General features: G+C 71.7%; 18 protein-coding genes. 10 read left to right on the forward strand and 8 right to left on the reverse strand.

From position 1 onward, the window contains the following. Nucleotides 1–43: 43 nt before the first annotated feature. The gene (locus tag ACIBBA_RS04135; protein WP_396693583.1) at nucleotides 44–964 is read left to right on the forward strand and encodes a phytoene/squalene synthase family protein; all 921 of its coding nucleotides are present in this window, start codon (nucleotides 44–46) and stop codon (nucleotides 962–964) included. A 149-nt stretch (nucleotides 965–1,113) separates the two neighbouring features. On the opposite strand, the gene ACIBBA_RS04140 is transcribed toward ACIBBA_RS04135, so the two are convergent. Continuing rightward, nucleotides 1,114–2,190 (reverse strand): serine hydrolase domain-containing protein, encoded by a 1,077-nt coding sequence (locus tag ACIBBA_RS04140; RefSeq protein ID WP_396693585.1) that lies wholly within the window; start codon nucleotides 2,188–2,190, stop codon nucleotides 1,114–1,116. Nucleotides 2,191–2,280: 90 nt separating this feature from the next. Between ACIBBA_RS04140 and ACIBBA_RS04145 the strand changes: the two genes are divergently transcribed. From ACIBBA_RS04145 to ACIBBA_RS04180, 8 genes are all read left to right on the forward strand, one after another. After that, complete coding sequence (locus tag ACIBBA_RS04145) at nucleotides 2,281–3,753, forward strand: dihydrolipoyl dehydrogenase family protein (protein ID WP_396693587.1); 1,473 nt, start codon at nucleotides 2,281–2,283, stop codon at nucleotides 3,751–3,753. A gap of 82 nt (nucleotides 3,754–3,835) precedes the next feature. Further along, entirely contained in the window at nucleotides 3,836–4,837 is a 1,002-nt protein-coding gene (locus tag ACIBBA_RS04150; protein ID WP_350868301.1) for a LacI family DNA-binding transcriptional regulator, read from the forward strand. A 695-nt stretch (nucleotides 4,838–5,532) separates the two neighbouring features. After that, nucleotides 5,533–6,912, forward strand: a complete 1,380-nt coding sequence (locus ACIBBA_RS04155) for an extracellular solute-binding protein (protein WP_357047009.1) — start codon at nucleotides 5,533–5,535, stop codon at nucleotides 6,910–6,912. An 81-nt stretch (nucleotides 6,913–6,993) separates the two neighbouring features. Then, nucleotides 6,994–7,938 carry a sugar ABC transporter permease gene (locus ACIBBA_RS04160; RefSeq protein ID WP_350868299.1) on the forward strand — a complete coding sequence of 315 codons (945 nt, stop codon included), beginning with the start codon at nucleotides 6,994–6,996 and terminating at the stop codon, nucleotides 7,936–7,938. 12 nt (nucleotides 7,939–7,950) lie between these two features. After that, nucleotides 7,951–8,838, forward strand: coding sequence for a carbohydrate ABC transporter permease (locus tag ACIBBA_RS04165; RefSeq protein ID WP_396693590.1), 888 nt, complete (start codon nucleotides 7,951–7,953; stop codon nucleotides 8,836–8,838). 168 nt (nucleotides 8,839–9,006) lie between these two features. Continuing rightward, the gene (locus ACIBBA_RS04170) at nucleotides 9,007–10,659 is read left to right on the forward strand and encodes a glycoside hydrolase family 13 protein (protein ID WP_396693592.1); all 1,653 of its coding nucleotides are present in this window, start codon (nucleotides 9,007–9,009) and stop codon (nucleotides 10,657–10,659) included. 158 nt (nucleotides 10,660–10,817) lie between these two features. After that, nucleotides 10,818–13,652, forward strand: coding sequence for a discoidin domain-containing protein (locus ACIBBA_RS04175; RefSeq protein ID WP_396693594.1), 2,835 nt, complete (start codon nucleotides 10,818–10,820; stop codon nucleotides 13,650–13,652). A 124-nt stretch (nucleotides 13,653–13,776) separates the two neighbouring features. After that, entirely contained in the window at nucleotides 13,777–18,066 is a 4,290-nt protein-coding gene (locus tag ACIBBA_RS04180) for a discoidin domain-containing protein (protein ID WP_396693596.1), read from the forward strand. 102 nt (nucleotides 18,067–18,168) lie between these two features. On the opposite strand, the gene ACIBBA_RS04185 is transcribed toward ACIBBA_RS04180, so the two are convergent. Then, nucleotides 18,169–18,933 (reverse strand): crotonase/enoyl-CoA hydratase family protein, encoded by a 765-nt coding sequence (locus ACIBBA_RS04185; protein ID WP_396693599.1) that lies wholly within the window; start codon nucleotides 18,931–18,933, stop codon nucleotides 18,169–18,171. A 342-nt stretch (nucleotides 18,934–19,275) separates the two neighbouring features. Here ACIBBA_RS04185 and ACIBBA_RS04190 point away from each other — a divergent pair, with 342 nt between their 5' ends. Continuing rightward, nucleotides 19,276–20,127 (forward strand): Rieske 2Fe-2S domain-containing protein, encoded by an 852-nt coding sequence (locus tag ACIBBA_RS04190; protein ID WP_396693601.1) that lies wholly within the window; start codon nucleotides 19,276–19,278, stop codon nucleotides 20,125–20,127. Between the two features lie 33 nt (nucleotides 20,128–20,160). Here ACIBBA_RS04190 and ACIBBA_RS04195 read toward each other — a convergent pair whose 3' ends face one another. Genes ACIBBA_RS04195 through ACIBBA_RS04220 form a run of 6 tightly spaced genes read right to left on the reverse strand, consistent with a single transcriptional unit; the run spans nucleotide 20,161 to nucleotide 23,885 of the window. Then, nucleotides 20,161–21,393 carry a LysM peptidoglycan-binding domain-containing protein gene (locus tag ACIBBA_RS04195; RefSeq protein ID WP_396693603.1) on the reverse strand — a complete coding sequence of 411 codons (1,233 nt, stop codon included), beginning with the start codon at nucleotides 21,391–21,393 and terminating at the stop codon, nucleotides 20,161–20,163. A gap of 14 nt (nucleotides 21,394–21,407) precedes the next feature. Then, nucleotides 21,408–21,842, reverse strand: coding sequence for a hypothetical protein (locus ACIBBA_RS04200; protein WP_396693605.1), 435 nt, complete (start codon nucleotides 21,840–21,842; stop codon nucleotides 21,408–21,410). Further along, complete coding sequence (locus ACIBBA_RS04205; RefSeq protein WP_396693607.1) at nucleotides 21,839–22,318, reverse strand: TadE/TadG family type IV pilus assembly protein; 480 nt, start codon at nucleotides 22,316–22,318, stop codon at nucleotides 21,839–21,841. Before ACIBBA_RS04205 ends, ACIBBA_RS04200 begins: the two co-directional genes overlap by 4 nt. Next, complete coding sequence (locus ACIBBA_RS04210) at nucleotides 22,303–22,779, reverse strand: TadE/TadG family type IV pilus assembly protein (RefSeq protein ID WP_396693609.1); 477 nt, start codon at nucleotides 22,777–22,779, stop codon at nucleotides 22,303–22,305. Before ACIBBA_RS04210 ends, ACIBBA_RS04205 begins: the two co-directional genes overlap by 16 nt. Nucleotides 22,780–22,785: 6 nt before the next feature. After that, nucleotides 22,786–22,989: a hypothetical protein gene (locus ACIBBA_RS04215; protein ID WP_350868280.1), complete on the reverse strand. Its 204-nt coding sequence runs from the start codon at nucleotides 22,987–22,989 to the stop codon at nucleotides 22,786–22,788. Between the two features lie 26 nt (nucleotides 22,990–23,015). Next, nucleotides 23,016–23,885, reverse strand: a complete 870-nt coding sequence (locus tag ACIBBA_RS04220) for a type II secretion system F family protein (RefSeq protein ID WP_396694308.1) — start codon at nucleotides 23,883–23,885, stop codon at nucleotides 23,016–23,018. Nucleotides 23,886–23,934 lie beyond the last annotated feature (49 nt).

Below are 23,934 nucleotides of genomic sequence, written 5' to 3' on the forward strand. Positions count from 1 at the left end.
CGAGTTGCGTCGATTGGTGCGTCGATATTGGAGGAGGGGGCCGGTGGACACGGATCTCACCGCTGCCTACGACCGCTGCCGTGAGCTGCACCGACGCCACGGCCGCACCTACTATCTCGCCACCCGCCTGCTCCCCGGGTGGAAACGCCGACATGTGCACGCCCTCTACGGCTTCACCCGGTACGCCGACGAGATCGTCGACCGCACCGACGACCTGCCGCCGACGGAGCGCGCAGCCCGGCTCGACGACTGGGGCGGCCGGTTCATGGCCGGCCTGCACGGCGAGCCGATCGACGATCCGCTGCTCCCGGCGGTGCTGCACACCATCGCCGTCTTCGACCTGGACCGGGACGACTTCGCCGCGTTCCTCAAGAGCATGGCGATGGACCTGACCGTCAGCTCCTACCGGACCTACCCCCACCTGCTCGACTACATGGAGGGCTCGGCCGCGGTCATCGGCACGATGATGCTGCCGATCCTGGGCAGCGACGACCCGATCGCGGCCCGGGAACCGGCCCGGCAGCTCGGCTTCGCCTTCCAGCTCACCAACTTCATCCGCGACGTGGCCGAGGACCTGGACCGGGGGCGGACCTACCTGCCGGAGGAGGACCTGACGCGGTTCGGGGTGACCCGGCGGGACCTGGTCGACGCCCGCCGGCGTTGCCGGGCCACCCCGGCGATCCGCGAGCTGATCGCCTACGAGGTGACCCGGGCCCAGCAGCACTACGCGGCGGCGGCACCCGGGATCACCCTGCTCGCACCCGCGTCACAGGCCTGCATGCGGACGGCGTACGCGCTCTACGGCGGGATCCTCGACGAGGTGGCCGCGCAGGACTACGACGTCTTCGCCCGCCGGGCCGTGGTCCCGCAGCGGCGGCGGCTCAGCGTGGCGGCCCGTGCGCTGCTCGCCCCGACGGGCACCCCGGTGGTCGTACCCGGGCCGCCGGGTCCGACCGCTCGGTGACCGCGCGCACCGCTCGGTGACCGCGCGCACGGCTCGGTGACCGCCGCCCGCACGGCTCGGTGACCGCCGCCCGCACGGCTCGGTGACCGCCGCCCGCACGGCTCGGTGACCGCCGCCCGCATCGCGACCCCGGCTGCCGGTGCCGGCGGTCAGAGGCAGCTGTGCAGCGCCTCGGCCAGCTCCTCCACCCGGTCGAAGCCGGCCAGCCGGGCGGTGGCGTAGGCGAAGGCGTAGCCACGCTCCGGGTCGGCCCAGCCGCAGCTCCCGCCGAGCCCGCCCATGCCCCAGCTGCCGTCCTCCTCCCACTGCATGCCCAACGTCCACCGGGTCCGCCGGTCCAGCACCAGGTCCGGCCCGTCGTACTGGACCCGGGTCGCCTCGGCGACCAGTTCGGGGCTGAACAGCCGGACGCCGTCCAGCGTGCCGCCGGCGAGCAGCCCGGCGTAGAGCCGGGCCAGCCCGGTCGCGGTGGCGTGCAGGTTCACCGCGGGCATCTCGGCGCCGCGCCAGAGCGGGCTGTTCAGCACCGCGAGGTCCAACCCGCCGGCTGGATTGGAGACGGCCCGGGCCCGCAGCGAGCCCGGTTCGCCGACCATCCGGACCGGCCAGTCCGGGTCGCCGTAGGAGAGGTCGGCGCAGCGCCGCTGGTCCGCCGGGCTCAACCCGAAGCCCAGGTCCAGCCGCCACGGGCCGGCGATCTCGTCGGCCAGGAACCGGCCCACCGACCGGCCGTCCACCCGCCGTACCAACTCGCCCACCAGGTGCCCGTACGTCCAGGCGTGCTCGCCGGCGGCGGTGCCCGGCGTCCACTCCGGCTCGGCGGTGGCGAGGTCACCGGCGAGCAGGTCCCAGTCCGCCACGGCGGTCGCCGGCCGGGGCACCGGGAAGGCCGGCAGGCCGGCGGTGTGGCTGAGCACCTGCCGGACAGTGGCCGGGGCCCGGAAGCCCGGCCAGTACGCGGCGACCGGATCGTCCAGCCCGAGCCGGCCCCGGTCGACGAGCAGCAGCAGGCAGAGCGCGGCCACCGGCTTGCCGACCGAGTAGACGTTGACCAGGGTGTCCGGCCGCCACCCGGCGGCGTCCGGGCCGGCCGCGGTGACCCCGCCGACCAGATCCACCACCGGTCGGCCGTCGTACCAGATGGCCAGTGACGCCCCGGTCTCCCGACCGGTGGCCAGCAGGTCGTGGAAACAGTCGTGGACGGCGGCGAAGCGGACGTCGGGCATCCGGCCACGGTAGGCGATCGACCTGTCCCGGGTGGTCGACTTTTCGGGGCCTGGCTGGCTCGGCGCGGTCGGCTGGGGGATGCTGTCCGGGTGGCGGAGCCGGAGCAGGTGGACGTGGTCGTGGTCGGGCTCGGCGTCGGCGGCGAGGAGGTGGCCGGACGGCTCGCCGAGTCCGGCCTGACCGTCGTCGGCATCGAGCGGGACCTGGTCGGTGGGGAGTGCCCGTACTGGGGCTGCATCCCGAGCAAGATGATGATCAGGGCGGCGAACGCGCTCGCCGAGGCGCGCCGCGTCGACGGGCTCGCCGGCACCGCCGACGTGCGACCGGACTGGGCGCCGGTGGCGAAGCGGATCCGTGCGGAGGCCACCGACAACTGGGACGACCGGGTCGCGGTCGAGCGGTTGGTCAACCGGGGTGGCCGGTTCGTCCGGGGCAGTGGCCGGCTGGACGGGCCCGGCCGGGTCCGCATCGGCGACCAGGTGTTCCAGGCCCGGTACGGCATCGTGCTGGGCACCGGCACCCGGCCGTCGGTGCCGCCGATCGAGGGCCTGGCCGACACCCCGTACTGGACGAACCATCAGGCGATCGAGGTCGAGGAACTGCCGGAGTCGCTGCTGGTGCTCGGCGGCGGAGCGATCGGGCTGGAGCTCTCCCAGGTCTTCGCCCGGTTCGGGGTCCAGGTCACCGTCGTCGAGGCGTTGGACCGGGTGCTCGCCGTCGAGGAGCCGGAGGCCTCCGAGGTGGCCGCCGCGGCGCTCCGGGCCGACGGGGTGGAGATCCGCACCGGGCTGCGGGCCGAGCGGGTCGAGCATGACGGGCAGCGGTTCACCCTGCACGCCGGTGGCGCCGAGTTCACCGCCGAACGACTGCTGGTGGTGACCGGCCGCCGGGCCCACCTGGAGGAGTTGGGGCTGGACACCGTCGGGGTGGACCCCGGCCAGCGCTACCTGCGGGTCGACGACCGGATGTCCGCCGCGGACGGCATCTGGGCGGTCGGCGACGTGACCGGCGAGGGCGCGTTCACCCACATCGCGATGTACCAGGCGGGGATCGTGGTCGCCGACCTGCTCGACCGGACCCGGCATGAGAAGGCCGGTGCGGACCCGAGCGGTACCGCGAGCGTGGTAGGCGGCGCCATGGGCGCGGCCAGCCGGCTCGGCGCCAGCGGGTCGAGCGGATCGGCGGGCACCGTGCCGCGCGCCGACTACCGGGCGCTGCCCCGGGTCACCTTCACCGACCCGGAGGTCGGCGCGGTGGGGCTGACCGAGCAGCAGGCCCGGGACCGGGGGATCAACGTCCAGGTGGGCTTCACCAAGCTGGGCAGCTCGACCCGGGGTTGGATCCACCAGGTCGGCGACGAGGGCTTCATCAAGCTCGTCGCGGACGCCGACCAGGGGGTGCTGATCGGGGCGACCTCGGCCGGTCCGGCCGGCGGCGAGGTGCTCTCCGGGCTGGTGGTCGCGGTGCACGCCGCGGTGCCGCTGAGCCAGTTGCGGCACATGATCTACGCCTACCCGACCTTCCACCGGGCCATCGAGGACGCGTTGCGGAACCTCAAGTGACGGTCGGCTGGTGACCGGAAGTGGTCGAGCCGGGACTTTTCGCTGTCCAGTTCTTGCACCAGCTTGACGTAGGATTGCGGCCGTGACGAAACGGCTCACCGAGGTAGCGAAGAAGGCGGGCGTCAGCGAGGCCACCGTCAGCCGGGTGCTCAACGGTCGGGGCGGGGTCTCCGAGGCGACCCGGACGGCGGTGCTGACCGCACTGGACGTGCTCGGCTACGAGCGGCCCACCAAGCTGCGCGGCGAGCGCGCCCGACTGGTCGGGCTGGTGCTGCCCGAGCTGCAGAACCCGATCTTCCCGGCGCTGGCCGAGGTGGTCACCGGGTCGCTCGCCCAGCGCGGCTACACCCCGGCGCTCTGCGCCCGGACCATCGGCGGAGTGTCCGAGTCGGACTACGTCGAGATGCTGCTCGACCACCAGGTCTCCGGGGTGATCTTCGCCGGTGGCTCGTACGCGCTGGCCGACGCCACCCACGAGCACTACCGGCGGTTGACCGACCGCGGTCTGCCGGTGGTCCTGGTCAACGCCGGCGTGGACGAGTTGGAGTTTCCCCGGGTCTCCACCGACGACGCGGTGGCGGTGGAGCAGGCGTACGGCCATCTGCGCTCGCTCGGCCACGAGCGGATCGGCATGGTGCTCGGCCCCGAGGACCACGTTCCGTCCCAGCGGAAGCTGGCCGCGATGATCCAGGTGGCCGGCTGGGCCGACGGCGACGAGTGTGTCGAGCGCTCCAGCTTCTCCATGGAAGGGGCCCGGGTCGCCGCCACCAAGCTGGTCGACCGGGGGGTCACCGGCGTCATCTGCGCCAGCGACGTGTTGGCCCTCGGGACCATCCGGGCGGCCCGCCGGTTGGGTCGTTCGGTGCCGGCCGACATCTCGGTGGTGGGCTTCGACGACTCCGCGTTCATGACCTGCACCGACCCGCCGCTGACCACGGTCCGTCAGCCGATCGAGACGATGGGGCAGGCGGCGGTGAACCTGCTGGTCACCCAGATCGAAGGGGTCGGCGTGCTGCACGACGAGCTGCTCTTCGAGCCCGAGTTGGTGGTACGCGGCTCGACCGCTCCCGCTCCCGCCCGCTGACCGACCACCGGACACGGACCGGGCGACCCGGTTGGACACACCGGGCGACAGTCCCGTGGCCGCCTGAACGACACGTTGGCCGTCGACCGCTCTTCGCGGCCGGCGGCCAGATTTCGTCGCGCATCGGCACCCGGTGATCGACTCGGGATCCGTGAGGTCGGGGTGAAGCGGCGATCGGGACACCCCGACATCACCGAAACCGAGTCGATCACGCGGGACAAGCCGCTTGATCCACTCCAGGTCGCCGACATGGCGGTATCCGTCCACCCGGGACACCGCTATGTCGGCGACCTGGCCGGCCTGCCGACCGCAGCTCGGCCCGCCGAACGCCGCGCGGCCACGTCCGCCGAGCGCGGGCGTCGGGTTGCCCGTTGGACCGTGCTCACCAGCTTGGATGCGTGCTGCCGGGGGTGGCGCGGTGCCCGAGCCGGCCGTTCAGGTCTCCCGGCACTTTAGTCGCAGTCTTTCGAATTCCAGTCGAGTTCTTGCGGCAGCCGATCCGACTTTGTATCGTCATCGCCACGAAACATCCCGAGCAAGAGAGCTAGATCACCATCCCGCGCTGGCCCCGACGTGTCTCCAGGGGTCAGGTCCAGACGGCGGAGACAGATCAGTTGCAGGGCATCGCCGCGGTGAACGACCACCGCGGGTCAGCGAAGGTCATGGACACACCCGTTCGGAGAAGGGATGGACAGATGTCCGTACCGCAATACCGAAAGGCTGCGGCGATAGCGCTCGTGGCCGGCCTGGGGTTCAGCCTCACGGCATGCTCCACGAAGAGCGACGACAAGGACACGAACGCAGGCGGCAAGGTCACCATCACGGTCGACTGCCAGCCGGTCGGCTCCCAGAAAGAGCTGTTGCAGAACTGGAACGACGATGTCGCCGAGTTCCAGCGGCAGAACCCGGACATCGTCATCAAGAGCGTGAGCGTCGGCGAGCAGTGCAACAACCCGCCGGACTTCACCGCCCGCCTCGCCGGCGGCACCGTGACCGACGTGTTCTACGGGTACATGACCGATCTCCAGCAGGTGCTCGACTCCGGTCAGGCGATGGACATCACCGAGTACGCCAACAAGGACAACGTCCCGACCTGGGACAGCGTCGACCCGGCGCTCAAGGAGGTGTTCACCGACGGCGGCAAGCTCTACGCCGTCCCGGTGAAGAACTACTCGATGGGCTTGGTCTACAACAAGGTCCTGTTCCAGCAGGCGGGGCTCGACGTCAACAACCCGCCGAAGACCTGGGCCGAGGTCCGGGCCGCCGCGAAGAAGATCTCCGCGCTCGGCAACGGCGTCGCCGGCTACTCCGAGTACAGCGCGGGCAACACCGGTGGCTGGCACTTCACCTCCCTGCTCTACTCGCAGGGTGGCCAGGTGCTGACCCCGGACGGCAAGAAGGCCGACTTCAACAACGCGATGGGCAAGCAGGTCCTGCAGAACCTCAAGGACATGCGGTACGGCGACAACAGCATGGGCGCCCGCCAGCTGCTGCAGTGGGGTGACCTGCTGACGAACGCCGGTGCGGGCAAGGTCGGCATGTTCATCGGTGCGCCGGACGCCACCCAGGCGATCGTCAGCCAGTTCCAGGGCAAGTTCCAGGACTGGGCGATGGCCCCGCTGCCCGGCCAGGACGGGCCGGCGAAGGGGACGCTCGGTGGTGGCGAGGGTTACTTCTTCAAGAAGGGCCTGACCCCCGAGCAGGTCGAGGCCGGTCTGAAGTGGATCGCGTACCAGAAGCTGACGCCGGGCAAGGGCCAGTTCGACTACGCCCGGGCCAAGCCGCAGAACTACCCGGTGGGTCTGCCCCAGCCGCTGCTCTTCGCCAACGGCAGCGAGGCGCAGAAGCAGGAGCTGGAACTGCGTAAGGCGAACGCGAACGTCGACACGGCGAACTTCGCGATCTTCGAGGCGACCCCGGTGCCGATCAAGGGTGAGCCGCGCAACGCGCAGGCGGTCTACGCGGTGCTCGACGCCGCGATGTCCGGGGTGCTGACGAACCCGAACTCGAACATCGACGCGCTGCTCAAGACGGCCGAGGAGAAGGTCAACCAGCTCCTCGCCGCCGAGAGCTGATCCGACGGTGTGGGGGCCGGACCGCCGGCCCCCACACCATCCGCGCCGAACCGTCCGGTCATCGACTCACCAGGAGTTGCCTTGGCGATCACCACCGCCCCGGGGACCATCAGCGCAACCGGTCGCCCCCCGTCGCCGTCCCCGGCCGGGCGTACGAGCCGCAAGGTACGCGACAACCTCACCGGGCACGCGTTCCTGATCGGGGCGGTGCTCTGCTTCGCCGTCTTCTCCTGGTACCCGATGATCCGCGGCATCGTGATGAGCTTCCAGCGCACCCGGCGGGGCGAGACCACCTGGGTCGGCTGGGACAACTACGCCCGCATCATCGCCGACCCGAGCTTCTGGCCCGCGTGGCAGAACACGTTCTACTTCACGGTCCTCGCGCTCGTCCTCGGGTACGCGGTGCCGTTCTTCGTGGCGATCCTGCTCAACGAGTTCCGCCACGCCAAGGGGTATCTGCGGATCCTGGTCTACCTGCCGGTGATGCTGCCGCCGGCCTCGGCGCTCTTCCTCTTCAAGTTCTACGCGTACGACCCCAGCGAGGCGGGACTCTTCAACGCGATCCTGAAGGCGCTGCACCTGCCGACCTCCCAGTGGATGCAGTCCCCCGAGATGACGATGCCGGCGATGGTGCTCGCGTCGACCTGGATGAACATGGGCAGCGCCGTACTGATCTATCTGGCCGCGCTGCAGAACATCCCCGGCGAGCTCTACGAGGCGGCCGAGCTCGACGGCGCCGGGATCTGGCGGCGGATCCTCAACGTGACCATCCCGCAGACCCGGCTGATCCTCGCGCTCCTGGCGATGCTCCAGATCGTCGCCACGATGCAGCTCTTCATCGAGCCGCTGATCCTGGCGAACGGTGCCGGTGCGGAGGACTCGGCGACCTCGGTGGCGTACCTCATCTATCAGCACGGGTTCTTCCAGAACGACCTCAACGGCGCCGCGGCGCTCGGCGTGATCATGCTGGTGGTGCTGGCCGGGTTCTCCGCCGTCTACGTGCGACTGACCGCGAAACAGGACTAGGACGGGCGAGAAATGGCACAGGACTCCGGGACCCGGACCCTCATCTCCCACGCCCAGCTGAGGCGGGGGCGCGGCAGGGCGATCTACTGGACGCTGCTCGCCGTCGTCGTCGTGGGCTTCACGCTCGTCTTCCTCGGGCCGCTCTACTGGATGGTCACCGGCGCGCTCAAGTCCGGCCAGGAGATCGCGCAGACCCCGCCGTCGCTGTTCCCGAAGGATCCGCAGCCGCAGAACTACATCGACGCGTGGAACAACCTGGACCTCGCCAAGCTGCTTTTCAACACCTTCTACTACGCGACCGGCGCGGTGGTGTTCCAACTCGTCTTCGACACCGCCGCGGCGTACGCCCTGTCCAAGCTTCGACCGATCTTCGGCAACGTGATCCTCGGGCTGATGCTGGCGACGCTGATGATCCCGGCGATGGTCCTCATCGTCCCGCAGTACGTGACCGTGATCGACCTGCCGATCCTGCACATCAACCTGCTCGACTCGCCGTTCGCGATCTGGCTGCCGCTCGTCGCGAACGCGTTCAACATCTTCCTGCTGAAGCGGTTCTTCGACTCGATTCCGGAGGATCTGATGTCGGCGGCCCTGATGGACGGGGCGACGCCGCTGCGCACGCTCTGGTCGATCATCCTGCCGATGTCGCGCCCCATCCTCGGCGTGGTCTCGATCTTCGCCGTGACCGCGGTCTGGAAGGACTTCCTCTGGCCGAAGCTGGTCATGCCGTCGCCCGAGACCCGGACGGTCAGCGTCGGCATCTACGCCTTTTCCGGCGGTACGCCGATGAACGTGGTGATCGCCGCGTCGGTCATCGCCGCGATCCCGACCGTCATCATCTTCCTGATCTTCCAGCGGAACATCATGTCCGGGCTGACCACCGGCAGCCTCAAGGGATAGCCCCCGACGATGGCAAACGTTGATCATGGCAGCCTTCAGGCGGGCTCGATGACGAGCTGACCCCTACACCCCACCAGCGCACCCCCCGCGGCGGACAACGACGGTTCGCCGCAGAGACATCCAGGTCCGGCGAACCCGCCGACGTACCGACGCAGAAAGCAGGTGCTCGTGTCCACAGCAGACGACAGTCCGTGGTGGCGTGGAGCGGTGATCTACCAGGTGTACCCGCGTAGCTTCGCCGACGGCAACGGCGACGGCATCGGCGACATCGCCGGCATTCGGTCCCGGCTGGATCACCTGTCCGCGCTCGGTGTCGACGCGATCTGGTTCAGCCCCTGGTACCCCTCCCCGATGGCCGACGCCGGCTACGACGTGGCCGACTACCGCGACATCGACCCGGTCTTCGGCACCCTTGCCGAGGCGGAGGCGCTGATCGCGGAGGCCCACGCGCTCGGCATCCGGACCATCGTCGACGTGGTGCCGAACCACTGCTCCGACGCGCACCCGTGGTTCCAGGCGGCGCTCGCGGGCGGACCGGACGCACCCGAGCGGAAGCTGTTCTGGTTCCGTCCCGGCCGGGGCCCGAACGGCGACCAGCGGCCCACCGACTGGGTCGGCGAGTTCGGCGGCGAGACCTGGACCCGGACCACCAACCCGGACGGCACCCCCGGCGACTGGTACCTGCACCTGTTCGCCCCGCAGCAGCCGGACTTCAACTGGGACCACCCCCGGGTACGCGCCGAGTTCGAGGACGTCCTGCGGTTCTGGTTCGACCGGGGCGTGGACGGCATCCGGATCGACTCGGCCGGGCTCCTGGTCAAGGACGGGACGCTGCCCGAGGTCCGACCGGACCAGCCGCACCCGTTCCACGACCTCGACGGCGTGCACGACATCTACCGTGGTTGGCGGCGGGTCGCCGACGAGTACCCCGGCGACCGGGCGCTGATCGGTGAGGTGTGGCTGCCGGATCGGCAGCGGTTCGCCAACTACCTGCGCCCGGACGAGCTGCACGCCGCGTTCAACTTCGACTTCCTCGGCTGCGCCTGGGACGCCTCGGCGCTGCGCGAGAGCATCGACGGGACGCTGAGCGCGCACGCGCCGGTCGGCGCGCCGGCCACCTGGGTGCTCTCCAACCACGACGTCACCCGGCACGTCACCCGGTACGGCCGGGAGGACACCACGTTCAGCTTCGCCAAGAAGCGGGAGGGGATCTTCTCCGACCTCGAACTCGGCACCACCCGGGCCCGCGCGGCGGCGCTGCTCTCGCTTTCGTTGCCCGGTGCCGCCTACGTGTACCAGGGTGAGGAACTCGGGCTCGCGGAGGTCGAGGACATTCCCCCGGAGCTGCGCACCGACCCGATGTGGCCGCGCTCCGGCTACGTCGACCCGGGCCGGGACGGCTGCCGGGTGCCGTTGCCCTGGTCCGGCGACGAGCCACCGTTCGGTTTCAGCCCGGACGGGGCCGCGTCGCCCTGGCTGCCGCAGCCGACCGACTGGAAGGACCGCACGGCACGGGCGCAGACCGGTGACCAGCGCTCGATGCTGGAGCTGTACCGGTCCGCGATCGCCATCCGCCGGTCCGAGCCCGCGCTCGGCGACGGCGAGATGACCTGGCTCCCCGCCCCGGACCGGGTGCTCGCCTACCACCGTCGGCCCGGCTTCACCTGCCTGGTCAACCTCTCCGACACGGCGGTTCCGCTGCCGCCGCACGACGAACTGCTGCTGGCCAGCGGTCCGCTCGATGACGACCTGTTGCCGCCGGACACCGCCGTCTGGCTGCGTACCACCGAACCGACCGCGGCCGGAGCAGAACCGGCCTGATCCGCACCTCGCGGTGCCGGCGGCCCCGTCCCGGCCGCCGGCACCGCGCCACCCCGCCGGCCCCCGCCGGTCCGGAGCCTGAGAGGAGGTGTCCACCCCAAGCGCAGCCGCAACGCACGGGGGGACCTGCATCACCCATGAAAGGGAGAGCGCCGCTCATGCCCGACCACACCACCGCCGCCCCGCACCCACCTCGAAGAGCCCGCACCCGCGCGGGGGTCGCCGCCCTCGCCGGCGCCGCGCTCGCCGCCACCTCGCTCACCGTCATCGCGTTGACCAGCACCGCCACCCCGGCCCAGGCGGCCGGGCTCTCCCCGTTCGACGTCCCCGGCCGGGGCGCGACCGTTCCCTTCGTCGAGCACGAGGCGGAGGAGGTCGCGCACACCGGCACGAAGATCGGCCCGGACCGGTACTACGGCACGCTCCCGTCGGAGGCGTCCGGCCGGGAGGCCGTCACCCTCGACGCCGTCGGCGAGTACGTCGAGTTCACGCTGACCGCGCCCGCCAACGCGGTGACCTTCCGCTACAGCCTGCCGGACAACGCTGCCGGCACGGGCCGGGACGCCGCCATCGACCTGCGGGCCAACGGAACCCTGCTGAAGTCGGTCCCGGTCACGTCGAGGTACGGCTGGTACTACGGCGGCTACCCGTTCAACAACAACCCGGGCGACACCAACCCGCACCACTTCTACGACGAGACCCGGGCACTCTTCGGCGCCACCTACCCGGCCGGTACGAAGATCCGCTTGCAGGTCGCCTCGACCGCCCAGTCGCCCACCTTCACCATCGACCTGGCCGACTTCGAGCTGGTCGCGCCGATCGCCAAGCCGGCCGGTGTCCTCGACGTGGTCACCGACTTCGGCGCCGATCCGAGCGGCGGCACCGACTCGACCGCCAAGTTCCAGGCGGCGGTGGACGCCGGAAAGGCCCAGGGGAGGCCGGTCTGGATCCCGACCGGCACCTTCACCCTCTGGGACCACGTCGTGGTCGACGGGGTGACCCTGCGCGGCGCCGGCCCGTGGTACTCGGTGCTCGGTGGCCGGCACCCCACCGACCGCAAGCGTGCCGCCGGCATCTACGGCAAGTACGTCCCGGGCGGCGGCTACAGCGGCGGGATCCGGCCGCACGAGGCCGGCGGCCCGAGCCGCAACGTCACCCTGCGCGACTTCGCCATCATCGGCGACATCCGCGAGCGGGTGGACGACGACCAGGTGAACGCGCTGGGCGGGGCGATGTCCAACTCGGTGGTGGACAACCTCTGGCTGGAGAACACCAAGGTCGGCGCCTGGATGGACGGCCCGATGGACAACTTCACCATCCGCAACAGCCGGATCCTGGACCAGACGGCCGACGGGGTGAACTTCCACTGGGGCGTCACCAACTCGACGGTGACCGACACCTTCGTCCGCAACACCGGCGACGACGCGCTGGCCATGTGGGCGCAGAGCGTGCCGAACGTCAACAACTCCTTCACGCACAACACCATCGGCGTGACCCTGCTGGCGAACCACCTGGTGAGTTACGGCGGCCGGGACATCAAGATCACCGACAACGTGACCGCCGACTCGCTGACCAACGGCGGCGGCATCCACGTCGCCAACCGCTACCCCGGCGTGCAGGGCGCCACCGGCGTCCAGGGCACCTGGACGATCGCCCGGAACACCCTGATCCGCAACGGCAACTCCGACTACAACTGGCGCTTCGGGGTCGGCGCGATCTGGTTCTCCGCGCTCAACGAGCCGTTCCAGAACCCGACCATCAACATCACCGACACCGACATCCTGGACAGCTCCTACGCGGCGCTGCACTGGATCGAGGGCCAGACCAACGGGATCAACCTCAACAACGTCCGCATCGACGGCGCGGGCACGTACGCCCTCCAGGTGCAGGCGCCGAGCCAGGTCTCGTTCACCAACGTGCGGGCCACCGGCATCGCCCAGTCCAACCCGATGCACAACTGCGTCGGTGGCGGCTTCCAGATCACCCAGGGCGCCGGCAACTCAGGCTGGTACACGCCGACCCCGTACTGCGGGCCGTGGCCGGAGCCGCAGTGGGGCGGCGGCCCGACCAACCCGCCGCCCACCACGCCGCCGCCCACCACCCCGCCGCCGACCGGCGGCAACCTGGCCCAGGGGCGGCCGGTCACCGCGACCAGCGTCAACCAGAACTACGTCCCGGCCAACGCGGTGGACGGCAACGCCGCCAGCTACTGGGAGAGCGCGAACAACGCCTTCCCGCAGTCGCTCACCGTCGACCTCGGCGCCACGCGCGCGGTCGACCGGGTGGTGCTGAAGCTGCCGGCCGGCTGGGAGCGGCGCACCCAGACGATCTCGGTGCTCGGCTCGACCGACGGGTCGTCCTGGTCGACGCTCGCCGGCTCGGCCGGCCGGGTCTTCGACCCGGGCAGCGGCAACGCCGTGTCGGTCGCGCTGCCGGCCGGTGACCGCCGGTTCGTCCGGCTCACGCTCACCGGCAACACCGGCTGGCCGGCCGGCCAGCTCTCCGAGTTCGAGGTGTACGGCGACGGCAGCACCCCGCCACCGACGACCCCGCCACCCACCACGCCGCCGCCCACCGGCAACCTGGCGGCCGGGCGGCCGATCGCGGAGACCAGCCACGCCGACGTGTACGTCGCCGGCAACGCGGTGGACGGCAACCCGAACACCTACTGGGAGAGCACCAACAACGCCTTCCCCCAGTCGGTGACCGTCGACCTGGGCAGCAACCGGCCGGTGTCCCGGGTGGTGCTGAAGCTGCCGCCGGCCTCGGCCTGGCAGACCCGCACCCAGACGGTGACCGTGCTCGGCTCGACCGACGGCTCGACGTTCAGCACGCTGAAGGCCGCCGCCGGCTACACCTTCAACCCGGCGAGCGGCAACACCGTGTCGATCGCGCTGCCAGCCGGTGACCGCCGGTTCGTCCGGCTCACCGTCACCGGCAACAGCGGCTGGCCCGCCGGCCAGCTCTCCGAGTTCGAGGTCTACGCCACCTGAGACGTGTGCGGCGGGACTCCGTACGCCGATCGGGGTCCCGCCGCACACCCGCTCCACCCGCACCGCCCCCGCACCACCGCACACGCCCTCTCCACGTCCCCCGGGAAGAAGGTGTACCCCCGCCATGTCCAGATTCCGTACCCGAATGATCGCGGTGCTCGCCGCGGTCGGCCTGGTCGTCACCGTGGCCCCGGCCCTACCGGCCGTCGCCGCCGGTGGGCCGAACCTCGCCGCCGGACGCAGCACCTCGGCCAGCAGCACCAACGGATCGTTCGTCACCGCCAACCTGACCGACGGCAACCAGGGCAGCTACTGGGAGAGCAGCGGCGCTCTCCCGCAGTGGGCCCAGGTCGACCTCGGCGCCAGCACCGCCATCGACCAGGTGATCCTCAAGCTGCCCAGCGCCTGGGAGGCCCGCACCCAGACCCTCTCCGTGCAGGGCAGCCTGGACGGCAGCGGCTTCAGCACCATCGTCGCCTCCGCGGGCCGGTCGTTCAGCCCGGCCGCCGGCAACGCCGTGACCATCAACTTCCCGGCCACCAGCACGCGCTTCGTCCGGATCGCGATCACCGCGAACACCGGCTGGAGCGCCGCCCAACTCGCCGAGCTGGAGGTGTACGGCGCGGCCACCTCGTCGACCAACCTGGCCCTCGGCAAGGCGATGGCGGAGAGCAGCCACTCCGACGTCTACGGGGCCGGCAACGCCAACGACGGCAACGCCGCCAGCTACTGGGAGAGCGCCAACAACGCCTTCCCGCAGTGGATCCAGGCCGACCTGGCGGCCACGGTGAACGTCAACCGGCTGGTGCTCAAGCTGCCCGCCGGCTGGGGCGCCCGCAACCAGACGCTGACCGTGCAGGGCAGCACCAACGGGTCGACGTTCAGCACCCTGGTCGCCTCGGCGTCGTACGCCTTCAACCCGGCCAGCGGCAACACCGTCACCGTGACCGTGCCCACCGCGGCCACCCGGTACGTCCGGCTGCTCATCACCGCGAACAGCGGCTGGCCGGCCGGGCAGCTGTCGGAGCTGGAGATCTACGGCCCGGCCACCGGGGACACCCAGGCACCGTCGGCGCCCGGGAACCTCGCCTTCACCGAGCCGGCGACCAACCAGATCCGACTGACCTGGTCCGCGTCCACCGACAACGTCGGGGTGACCGGCTACGACGTGTACGCCAACGGGGTGCTGCGGACCAGCCTCGGCGGCTCCACCCTGACCTACACCGACACCCAGCCGGCCGGGTCGACCGTCTCGTACTACGTCCGGGCCAGGGACGCCGCCGGCAACCAGTCGGCGAACAGCAACACGGTGACCCGCACCGGCAACACCGGTGACACGGTGGCGCCGACCGCGCCGGGGAACCTCGCGTACACCCAGCCGGCCAGCGGCCAGGTCCGGCTGACCTGGTCCGCGTCCACCGACAACGTCGGGGTGACCGGCTACGACATCTACGCCAACGGCGCGCTGCGCGGCAGCGTGAACGGCTCGACGCTCACCTACACCGACAACCAGCCGGACACCGCGACGGTCTCCTACTACGTGCGCGCCAAGGACGCCGCCGGGAACGTGTCGTCGAACAGCAACACGGTCACCCGCAACGGCAGCACCCCTCCGGGCGGCACCAACCTGGCGGTCGGCAAGCCGATCACCGCCTCGTCGGTGGTGCACGTCTTCAACGCGGTGAACGCCAACGACAACGACGTCGCCACCTACTGGGAGGGCGCGCCCGGGGCGTACCCGAGCACGTTGACCGTGGCGCTGGGCGCGAACGCGAGCATCAGCTCGCTGGTGGTGAAGCTCAACCCCGATCCGTCCTGGGGCCCCCGTACCCAGACCTTCCAGGTGCTCGGCCGGGAGCAGTCCGCGTCCGGGTTCAGCACGCTGGTCGGCTCGGCGACGTACTCGTTCAGCCCGGGCAGCAGCAACACGGTGACCATCCCGGTCTCGGCGACGGCGGCCGACGTCCGGCTCCAGTTCACCGCGAACTCCGGCTCCTCCAACGGGCAGGTGGCGGAGTTCCAGGTGATCGGGGTCGCGGCGCCGAACCCGGACCTGACCGTCACCGGGCTCACCGCGTCGCCCGCCGCGCCGGTGGAGACCGACGCGATCACCCTCTCCGCCACGGTCCGCAACGCCGGCACGGCGGCCTCCGCCGCCACCGCCGTCGGCCTCTACCTGGGTACGACGAAGGTCGGCACGGCCAACGTCGGCGCCCTGGCCGCCGGCGCGTCGACCACCGTCTCGGCGAACATCGGCCCGCGCAACGCCGGCAGCTACCAGCTGATCGGCAAGGTCGACGAGGCGAACACGGTGATCGAGCAGAACGAGGCGAACAACACCTACACCAACCCGACCGCGCTGACCGTCAACCCGGTGGCCAGCTCCGACCTGGTCGCCTCGGCGGTGACCTGGTCGCCCGGCACGCCGACCGCGGGCGCCACGGTCAACTTCTCGGTGACCATCCGCAACCAGGGCACCGTCGCCTCGGCGAGCGGCGCGCACGGCATCACGCTGACCGTGCTCAACGACTCGGGAAGCGTGGTCCGCACGTTGACCGGCTCGTACAGCGGCGCCATCGCGGCCGGGGCCACCGCCGGCCCGGTCAACCTCGGCACCTGGACCGCGGCGAACGGCCGGTACACGGTCCGGGTGGTGCTCGCCGACGACGCCAACGAGCTGCCGGTGAAGCGGCAGAACAACACCAGCGACCGATCGCTCTTCGTCGGTCGTGGGGCGAACCTGCCGTACGACATGTACGAGGCCGAGGAGGGCTCGGTCGGCGGCGGTGCGCAGGTGCTCGCGCCGAACCGGGACATCGGCGACCTGGCCGGTGAGGCCTCCGGCCGGCGGGCGGTGACCCTCAACAGCAACGGCGCGTACGTCGAGTGGACCACCAAGGCGGCGGCCAACGCCCTGGTGACCCGCTTCTCCATCCCGGACGCCCCGGGCGGGGGCGGGATCAACTCGACGCTGAACATCTACGTCAACGGGGTGCTGCACAAGCCGATCAACCTCACCTCGAAGCACATCTGGCTCTACGGCGCGGAGGCCAGCCCGAGCGACTCGCCCAGCGCGGGCCCGCCGCGGCACCTTTACGACGAGGCGAACGTACTGCTGAACTCGACCATCCCGGCGGGCAGCCGGATCCGGTTGCAGAAGGATCCGGCGAACAGCACCACGTACGCGATCGACTTCATCAACCTGGAGCAGGTCGCGCCGCGGGCCAACCCGGACCCGGCGCGGTACCGGGTGCCGACCGGGTTCAGCCACCAGGACGTGCAGAACGCCCTGGACGCGGTCCGGATGGACACCACCGGCAACCTGGTCGGGGTCTACCTGCCGGCCGGCACCTACGAGACCGCGCAGAAGTTCCAGGTCTACGGCAAGGCGGTCAAGGTGGTGGGCGCCGGCATCTGGTACACCCGGTTCCAGACGCCGACCTCGCAGCAGAACACCGACGCCGGCTTCCGGGTGGAGTCCTCGGCGAGCGGGTCCTCGTTCGAGCACCTCGCCTTCTTCGGCAACTACACCAACCGGATCGACGGGCCGGGGAAGGTCTGGGGTGAGCTGAAGGACGTCGACAACATGACCCTGGACAACGTCTGGGTCGAGCACACGGTCTGCGCGTACTGGGGGGTCAGCGTCAGCGGCCTCAAGATCACGAACAGCCGGTTCCGGAACACCTTCGCCGACGCGGTGAACATGACCAACGGCAGCACCAACAACCTGGTCGCCAACTCGGAGGGCCGGTCCAACGGGGACGACGCGTTCGCGCTCTTCTCCGCGACCGACCAGGGCGCGTCCACCGGCAACCACGGCAACGTCTTCGAGAACCTGAGCGCCACGCTGACCTGGCGGGCGGCCGGCATCGCGGTGTACGGCGGCTACGACAACGTGTTCCGCAACCTCTACATCGCGGACATGCTGACCTACTCCGGCATCACGATCAGTTCGCTGGACTTCGGCTACCCGTTCATCGGGTTCGGGGCCAGCCCACCCACCCGGTTCGAGAACATCTCCCTGATCCGGGCCGGTGGCCACTTCTGGGGCTCGCAGACCTTCCCGGCGATCTGGGTGTTCTCGGCGTCGAAGGAGTTCCGCGGCATCCGCGTCACGGACGTGGACATCGTGGACCCGACGTACTCCGGGATCATGTTCCAGACCAAGTACAACGGCAGCCAGCCGGAGAACCCGGTCACCGACACCGTCTTCACCAACGTCTCGATCTCCGGGGCGCGGCGCAGCGGTGACGCCTTCGACGCCAAGTCCGGCTTCGGCATCTGGGTCAACGAGATGCCGGAACCCGGTCAGGGCCCGGCGGTCGGCTCGGCCACCTTCAACAACCTGCGGCTGTCCGACAACTACCAGGACATCAAGAACACCACGTCGACCTTCACCATCGTCCGCAACTGACCACCTCGGATCCGGACGCCGTCGGGAGGACCTACCCTCCCGGCGGCGTCCGCCGTCGTCCGGCCGAGTGGATCCGGCCCGACCGTGGCGGCGGCGGACGGGTCAGGACGCCGGGGCGCCGTGCCGGCCGGCGCCGGCGGCGAACCGGGCCGCGCCGGCCGCCGCGTCCGTCGCCAGCGACTCCATCCCGTACGCCAGCTCGGTCGCCATCGCCGCCGGCTCGGGCAACCCACCGCCGGTCAGGACCGCGGCCCGGTCGTTGCGCAGGCAGGTCTGCGGATGCCGGGCGATCTCCGCGGCCAGCTCCTCGGCCGCCGCCCGGGCCGTCCCCGGCGCGACGAGCCGGTTGACCAACCCCATCGCGTACGCCTCCTCGGCCGGCACCGGCCGGCCGGTGAGGATCAGGTCCATCGCCCGGCTCTCGCCGATCAGCCGGGGCAGCCGGACGGTGCCGCCGTCGATCAACGGAACTCCCCAGCGGCGGCAGAACACACCGAGCACCGAATCGGTTTCGGCGATCCGCAGGTCACACCAGAGCGCCAGCTCCAGGCCGCCGGCCACCGCGTAACCCGAGATCGCCGCGAGCACCGGCTTGCCGAGGACCATCCGGGTCGGGCCCATCGGGCCGTCCCCGTCCGGCTCGACCCGGTTGCCGCTCGGCGTGCCGATCGCCTTGAGGTCGGCACCGGCGCAGAACGTCCCGCCGGCACCCCAGAGCACGGCCACCGCCGCGTCCGGGTCGGCGTCGAAGGCGCGGAACGCGTCGGCGAGGGCCCGGGCGGTCGGCCCGTCGACCGCGTTGCGCGCCGCCGGCCGGTCCAGGATCACCGTGGTCACCGGTCCGTCGCGTTCGACCCGTACGCCCATCGGCACAGCATGCCCCCGGCCCCGCCGGCACGCCAGGGCCCCGGCCGCCGGCACGCCAGGGTCCCGTCCCCGTCGGCGCGGAGGCCCCTCGAACCACCTTTGCTCTGCTTCAGCCGAGGCAACGCTCAGGGCCCTTCAGTGTTGCCGGGGGTGAAGCAGAGCAAAGGAGGCGCGGCGGGCCTCCCGACCCTGCCTCCCGTTCCTGCCCCCGCCGCACCCGCCGCCCCCGCCGGGCCCTGCTGGGGTGTCGGGTTCCGGTGCTGCTGAGCCGTCGTCACGGCGCGCTGTGGATCCGTCACGCGAGGTCGGTTTGGGGGCGCGAATGCCGGGAAGTCGGTACCCGTGCGAGCACTCTTGACGAAGATCGAGCAGGCATCCGGCCTCGACCGGGTGGGTAACCGTTTGCAACGAGTCGTGCTGGCGACCCTGCGCCCGCAGCGGGTCAAGGACCTGCTGCACGGCGTGCCGCTGGGCCATCCGCTGCACCCGGCGATGGTGCAGGTGCCGGTGGGCGCCTGGATCAGCGCGGCGATCCTGGACTTCATGCCCGGGCAGCGCCGGGCCGCCACCACGCTGACCGCGGTGGGCACGGCGAGCGCCGTGCCGGCGGCGGTCGCCGGGCTCAACGACTGGGCGGCGCTCGCCCCCGACCAGCGGCGGGTGGGCCTGGCGCACGCTGCCGCCAACTCCGTCGGGCTGGCCTTCTACGCGAGCTCGCTGGCGGCGCGCGTCAGCGGCCGGCACGGCCTCGGTCGGGCGCTCGCCATGGCGGGGCTCGGCGCGGTGAGCATGGGCGCCTACATCGGCGGGCACCTGGCGTACAAGCAGGGTGCGCAGGTCAACCAGAGCATCTCCGAGCTGCATCTGATGAGCGCGGGGTGGCACGAGCTGGGTGACATGGCGGGGCTGCCGCAGCGCCAGCTGATCACCCGGGAGATCGACGACGTGTCGGTCATCCTCTACCGGCACGGCGAGGACGTCACCGTCATGCTGGAGCGCTGCCCGCACCAGAGCGGCCCGCTCGGCCAGGGCCAGGTGCAGGAAATCAACGGGCATGACTGTGTGGTCTGCCCGTGGCACGGCAGCACCTTCCGGCTCAACGGAGGCGAGGTCGTGCACGGCCCGTCCGGCAACGACCAGCAGATCCTGCCCACCCGGGTCCGCAACGGCGTACTCGAGGCCCGGCTACCCTGACGGCCCAGCGCGACTGCCGCGGGGGACCAGCGGTCAGTCGCGTCGGTGCCGGCCGGTCGACGGCTCATCGGCGGCGCTCGCGTGCGCCCGCGCCTGGCTGGCCGCCGCCGTGCCACCCCGACCTCGCGTCACCCCGCCACCGGCCGGGCCGCCGCGCGCCGTCGTACCCCGCGTGGCGCCGCGTCCGGTCAGGCCGCCGCGCGCCTTCGTACCCGGCCGAAGCCGGCCCGGGACGCTGAGCCGCGCACCGGCGGCGGCCGGCCGACGGCGCAGCCCGAGCACCGCGCCGATCTGCGCGCCCACGATGCTGGCCACAGCGAGCACGGCGGAGACCGCGAGCGGGCGGTTCACCCGGTCCGGCTCGCCCACTCGGGCCGCGCCCACGGTCACGGCCGGGGCCTCGCCGCGGGGCGCCTCGGCCGCCGGCGGGGCCGGCGCCGCGGGTGACGTCTCCTGCCCCGGGGTGGCCTGACTCGGCGCGGCGGAGGGTGCCGGCCGGGCCGGCGCGGGGCGGACGACGAGGTGGCCGGTGGCATGTGGTCGGGCACCCCGGTCGGTGGCCTGTTCGGGAAGCTTCAGCAGCTGGCCGGGCCGGATCCGGTCCGGGTCGCCGAGCCGGTTCAGCCGGGCCAGCTCCCGGTAGTCGGCGAACTCGTCCAGGTAGCGCTCGGCGACCGCGCCCAGATAGTCGCCCTTCGCCACCCGGTAGACGGGAACCTCGGCGGACCGGGTGGCCCGGACTGGGGCGGGCGCGGTCGCCGCGACCGGCCCGGTGACCAGCGAGAGCCGCGGCGGGATTGCCGTGGTCGCCCCGGGAGCCGACTGGGCGACCGCGGCCGGCGCCGCCGGCGCGGCGTACGACGGAGCGTTGGCCACCGCGGCGGCGCTGGCGGCCGGCGACGCGGCGACGATCAACGCGACCGAGCCGACCAGGGCGGCGGCGGCGCGCTGCTGCCGGCTCATCCCGGGCAGTCGGGGCGCCGGCCGGCGCAGCGCCTGGGCGCCCAGCTCCACCAGCACCGAGAAAGCGAAGGTGGCCCAACCGAACCAGCCGGCCAACGCCAGCGCCCGCAGGAAGAGCTGCCCGTCGTCGCGGCTGGTCAGCACGGCGCCGACCTCGGTGATGGTGGGTACGTGGTCGGGAAGCGGATTGCCGGCGAAGGCGAGCAGCGCCACCGGGGCGCCGACCAGCACCGCGCAGAGCACGACGAGCGCGCCGAACCCGGTGAGGACCCGTCCGGTCCGACGAACGGCGGAGCGACCCATGGCTGCCTTCCTTCCTACGGCGCCCCGGTGAGGGCCCGAGCGGTCGCCTCACCGGTGACGGTGACGGTGTCGTCGAAACCGAAGAGGCCGAGCATCGACCGGCGGTAGGTGACGGTCACCCGGACGCTGATCAGCGTCTCCCCGCCGACCACCGGAAAGCTGACGGAGTGCCCGACGGTGCCGGCGGCGGCGAGGTAGTCCGCCACGGCGGCGCGCGCCTGCTGCTGGTCGATGCGCTTCGGCCCGCCGGCGATGGCGGTGGCCCGGTCGATGGCCTGCCCACCGGTACGGGCCGCCTCGGCGGCGAGGTTGTCGGCGCGTTGCAGGGTGCGCAGCTGGCCGGCCCCGTCGAAGGAGAGCCCAATGACGGCGAGTACCCCGACCATCGCCACCGCGAGGAAGATGCTCACCCGGCCCGCGTCCCGCTGCCGGGCGACCACGGCGGTCATCCCCGGCTCCGGTAGCGGTCGAGCGGCGAGGTGAAGCTCGCCGAGATCCGGTTGCCGTCCGGCATCCCCGGCAGCACCGAGAGCCGCAGGTCCCGGTAGGAGACCGTGCAACGGACCTCGACGGTGACCGCGGCCTCCTGCCCGACCGGGCTGCGGAAGGCCGCGGCGAAGCTGGTCGCCCGGCCGCGCACCGAGCCACTGAAGGTGAGCGTCGGGGCGCCGTCGCAGGCCAGCCCGCGCCAGTCCAACTGGCGGACGGCAGCGTCCCTGGCCTCGCGCCGGGCGGTGTCGGCGTTCCGGGAGATCGAGGCGGCCCGCGCCGCGTCATGCGCGGCGGCGTCGATCGCCTCGGTCGCCACCGCCGTACGCCCGGTCACCCCGGCCAGCACCATCAGCGCGATGAACGCAGGGGCGAGCACTGCCACCTCGATGGAGACCGAGCCACGCCCGGCGTCGCGACTCACGGCGTGGTCCACCGTTCCACCGTCCCGTGCGCGGTCTGTCGCACCGGGAAGCTCACCAGGGGTACGACCGAGAGCGACCTGCCCTGCACCGTGCAGGTGACCTCGGTGGCGGTGGTCTGGCAGCTCGGCCCCGGCCGGTCCCAGCCGACCAGCCAGTCACCGGAGGCGGCGAGGAAGCGGTTGGCCCGTTGCGCGCCGGCTCCCTCGGGCGCCTGGTGCACCCGCTGCGCGTTCACCGCGCTCTGCGCCGCGTTCAGCGCGGTCGACCGGGCCACGAACCAGACGGCGACCTGGATGGAGCCGAAGAGCAGCAGCAGGATCAGCGGCATCACCACCGCCAGCTCGACCGGGTTCGCGCCCATGTCCGTACCGCCCGCGCCGAGCCGCCGGCGCACCGCGGCGGTGAGGGGCGCGCGGCGGCGCCGGGCGGCGGATGCCGTCCGGCGCCCCCACCGGTGAGCGGTCCGGCGCATGGCGCCTTACTTCGGGTTGGTGTGGTTCGGGATGGCGTTCATCCAGTCCCTCGACTTGGTCAGGGCCAGACCGGTGACGATCGTGGCCACGAAGACCAGACCGAAGATGATCACGGCGGTGGGAACCGGGCTGTCACCGCGCTCGCCGTGGCGGCGCAGCTCGGCCAGGCGCGCGGTCAGCGCGACGTGCAGGTAGGTGACGAGGGACATGACGTGCTCCTTCTCTTGAAGCGGGGTCACACACGGGCGATGAACGGATAGAGGACGAAGCCGAGCAGCACGAACACCAGCAGCGCACCCGGGATGTCCAGGCGACTGGTCACCCCCTCAGCACGGGCCAGGTTGTCGGTACGGATCTGGTCGCGCAGCGAGTCGGCGCGGCTGCGCAGGGTCTCGTGCACCTGCGCGCCCTCGCTGCCTGAGGAGCGCATGATCGCCCCGACGTCGCCTAGCTCGGGAATGCCGATCCGGTCGGCCAGCTCGCGCAGCTCGTCCCAGGGCGAGTGCATCTGCATCTGGGCGATGCGCAGAGCCTCGGAGATCCGGTCGAAGACCCAGCCGTCGCAGACCGCGGCGGCCCGCTCCAGCGACTGCACCGGGCCGTGCGCGGCGGAGAGCTGCAACGCCACCAGATCCAGGTAGGTGCAGACGGCCAGCCGGAACTCGTCGCGGGCGGCGGCGGCCTTGGTCAGCACCGACCGGTGTGCGAGCAGCGCGGCGAGCAGGGCCAGCCCGAGGCTGCCCAGCACCGGCACCACCAGCGGCAGCTGGATGCCGAGCACGAAGCACGCGACGGTGAGCAGGGTCGGCATGGCCAGCCCGATCAACGCGGAGAGCAGCATCGACAGGGCGTACTGCTCGGGTGTCTGGTTGATCAGCGCGAGCTGCCGGTGCGGCGGTCGCAGCCACCGGGACAGCCCGGTGAGCCACTCCAGCCGGCGGCCGCCGGGCCCGGCGCTCGAGCTGGTACCGGGGGGCTGGTGCAGTCGCCGCAGCGCCGGCCCGAGCGCCGGGGTCGCCGGCACCAGCTCGCGGAGCACCAGGAACACGCCGAACCCGACGGCCGCGCCGCTGCCCACCGCGATCCCGAGCTGCCAGTTGAGGATCATCGCGCCGGCCCTCCGTGCGCGACTGCGGGACTCGCAAGCTCACTCC

The organism is Micromonospora sp. NPDC051006, assembly GCF_044456245.1.
Classification (GTDB): domain Bacteria; phylum Actinomycetota; class Actinomycetes; order Mycobacteriales; family Micromonosporaceae; genus Micromonospora.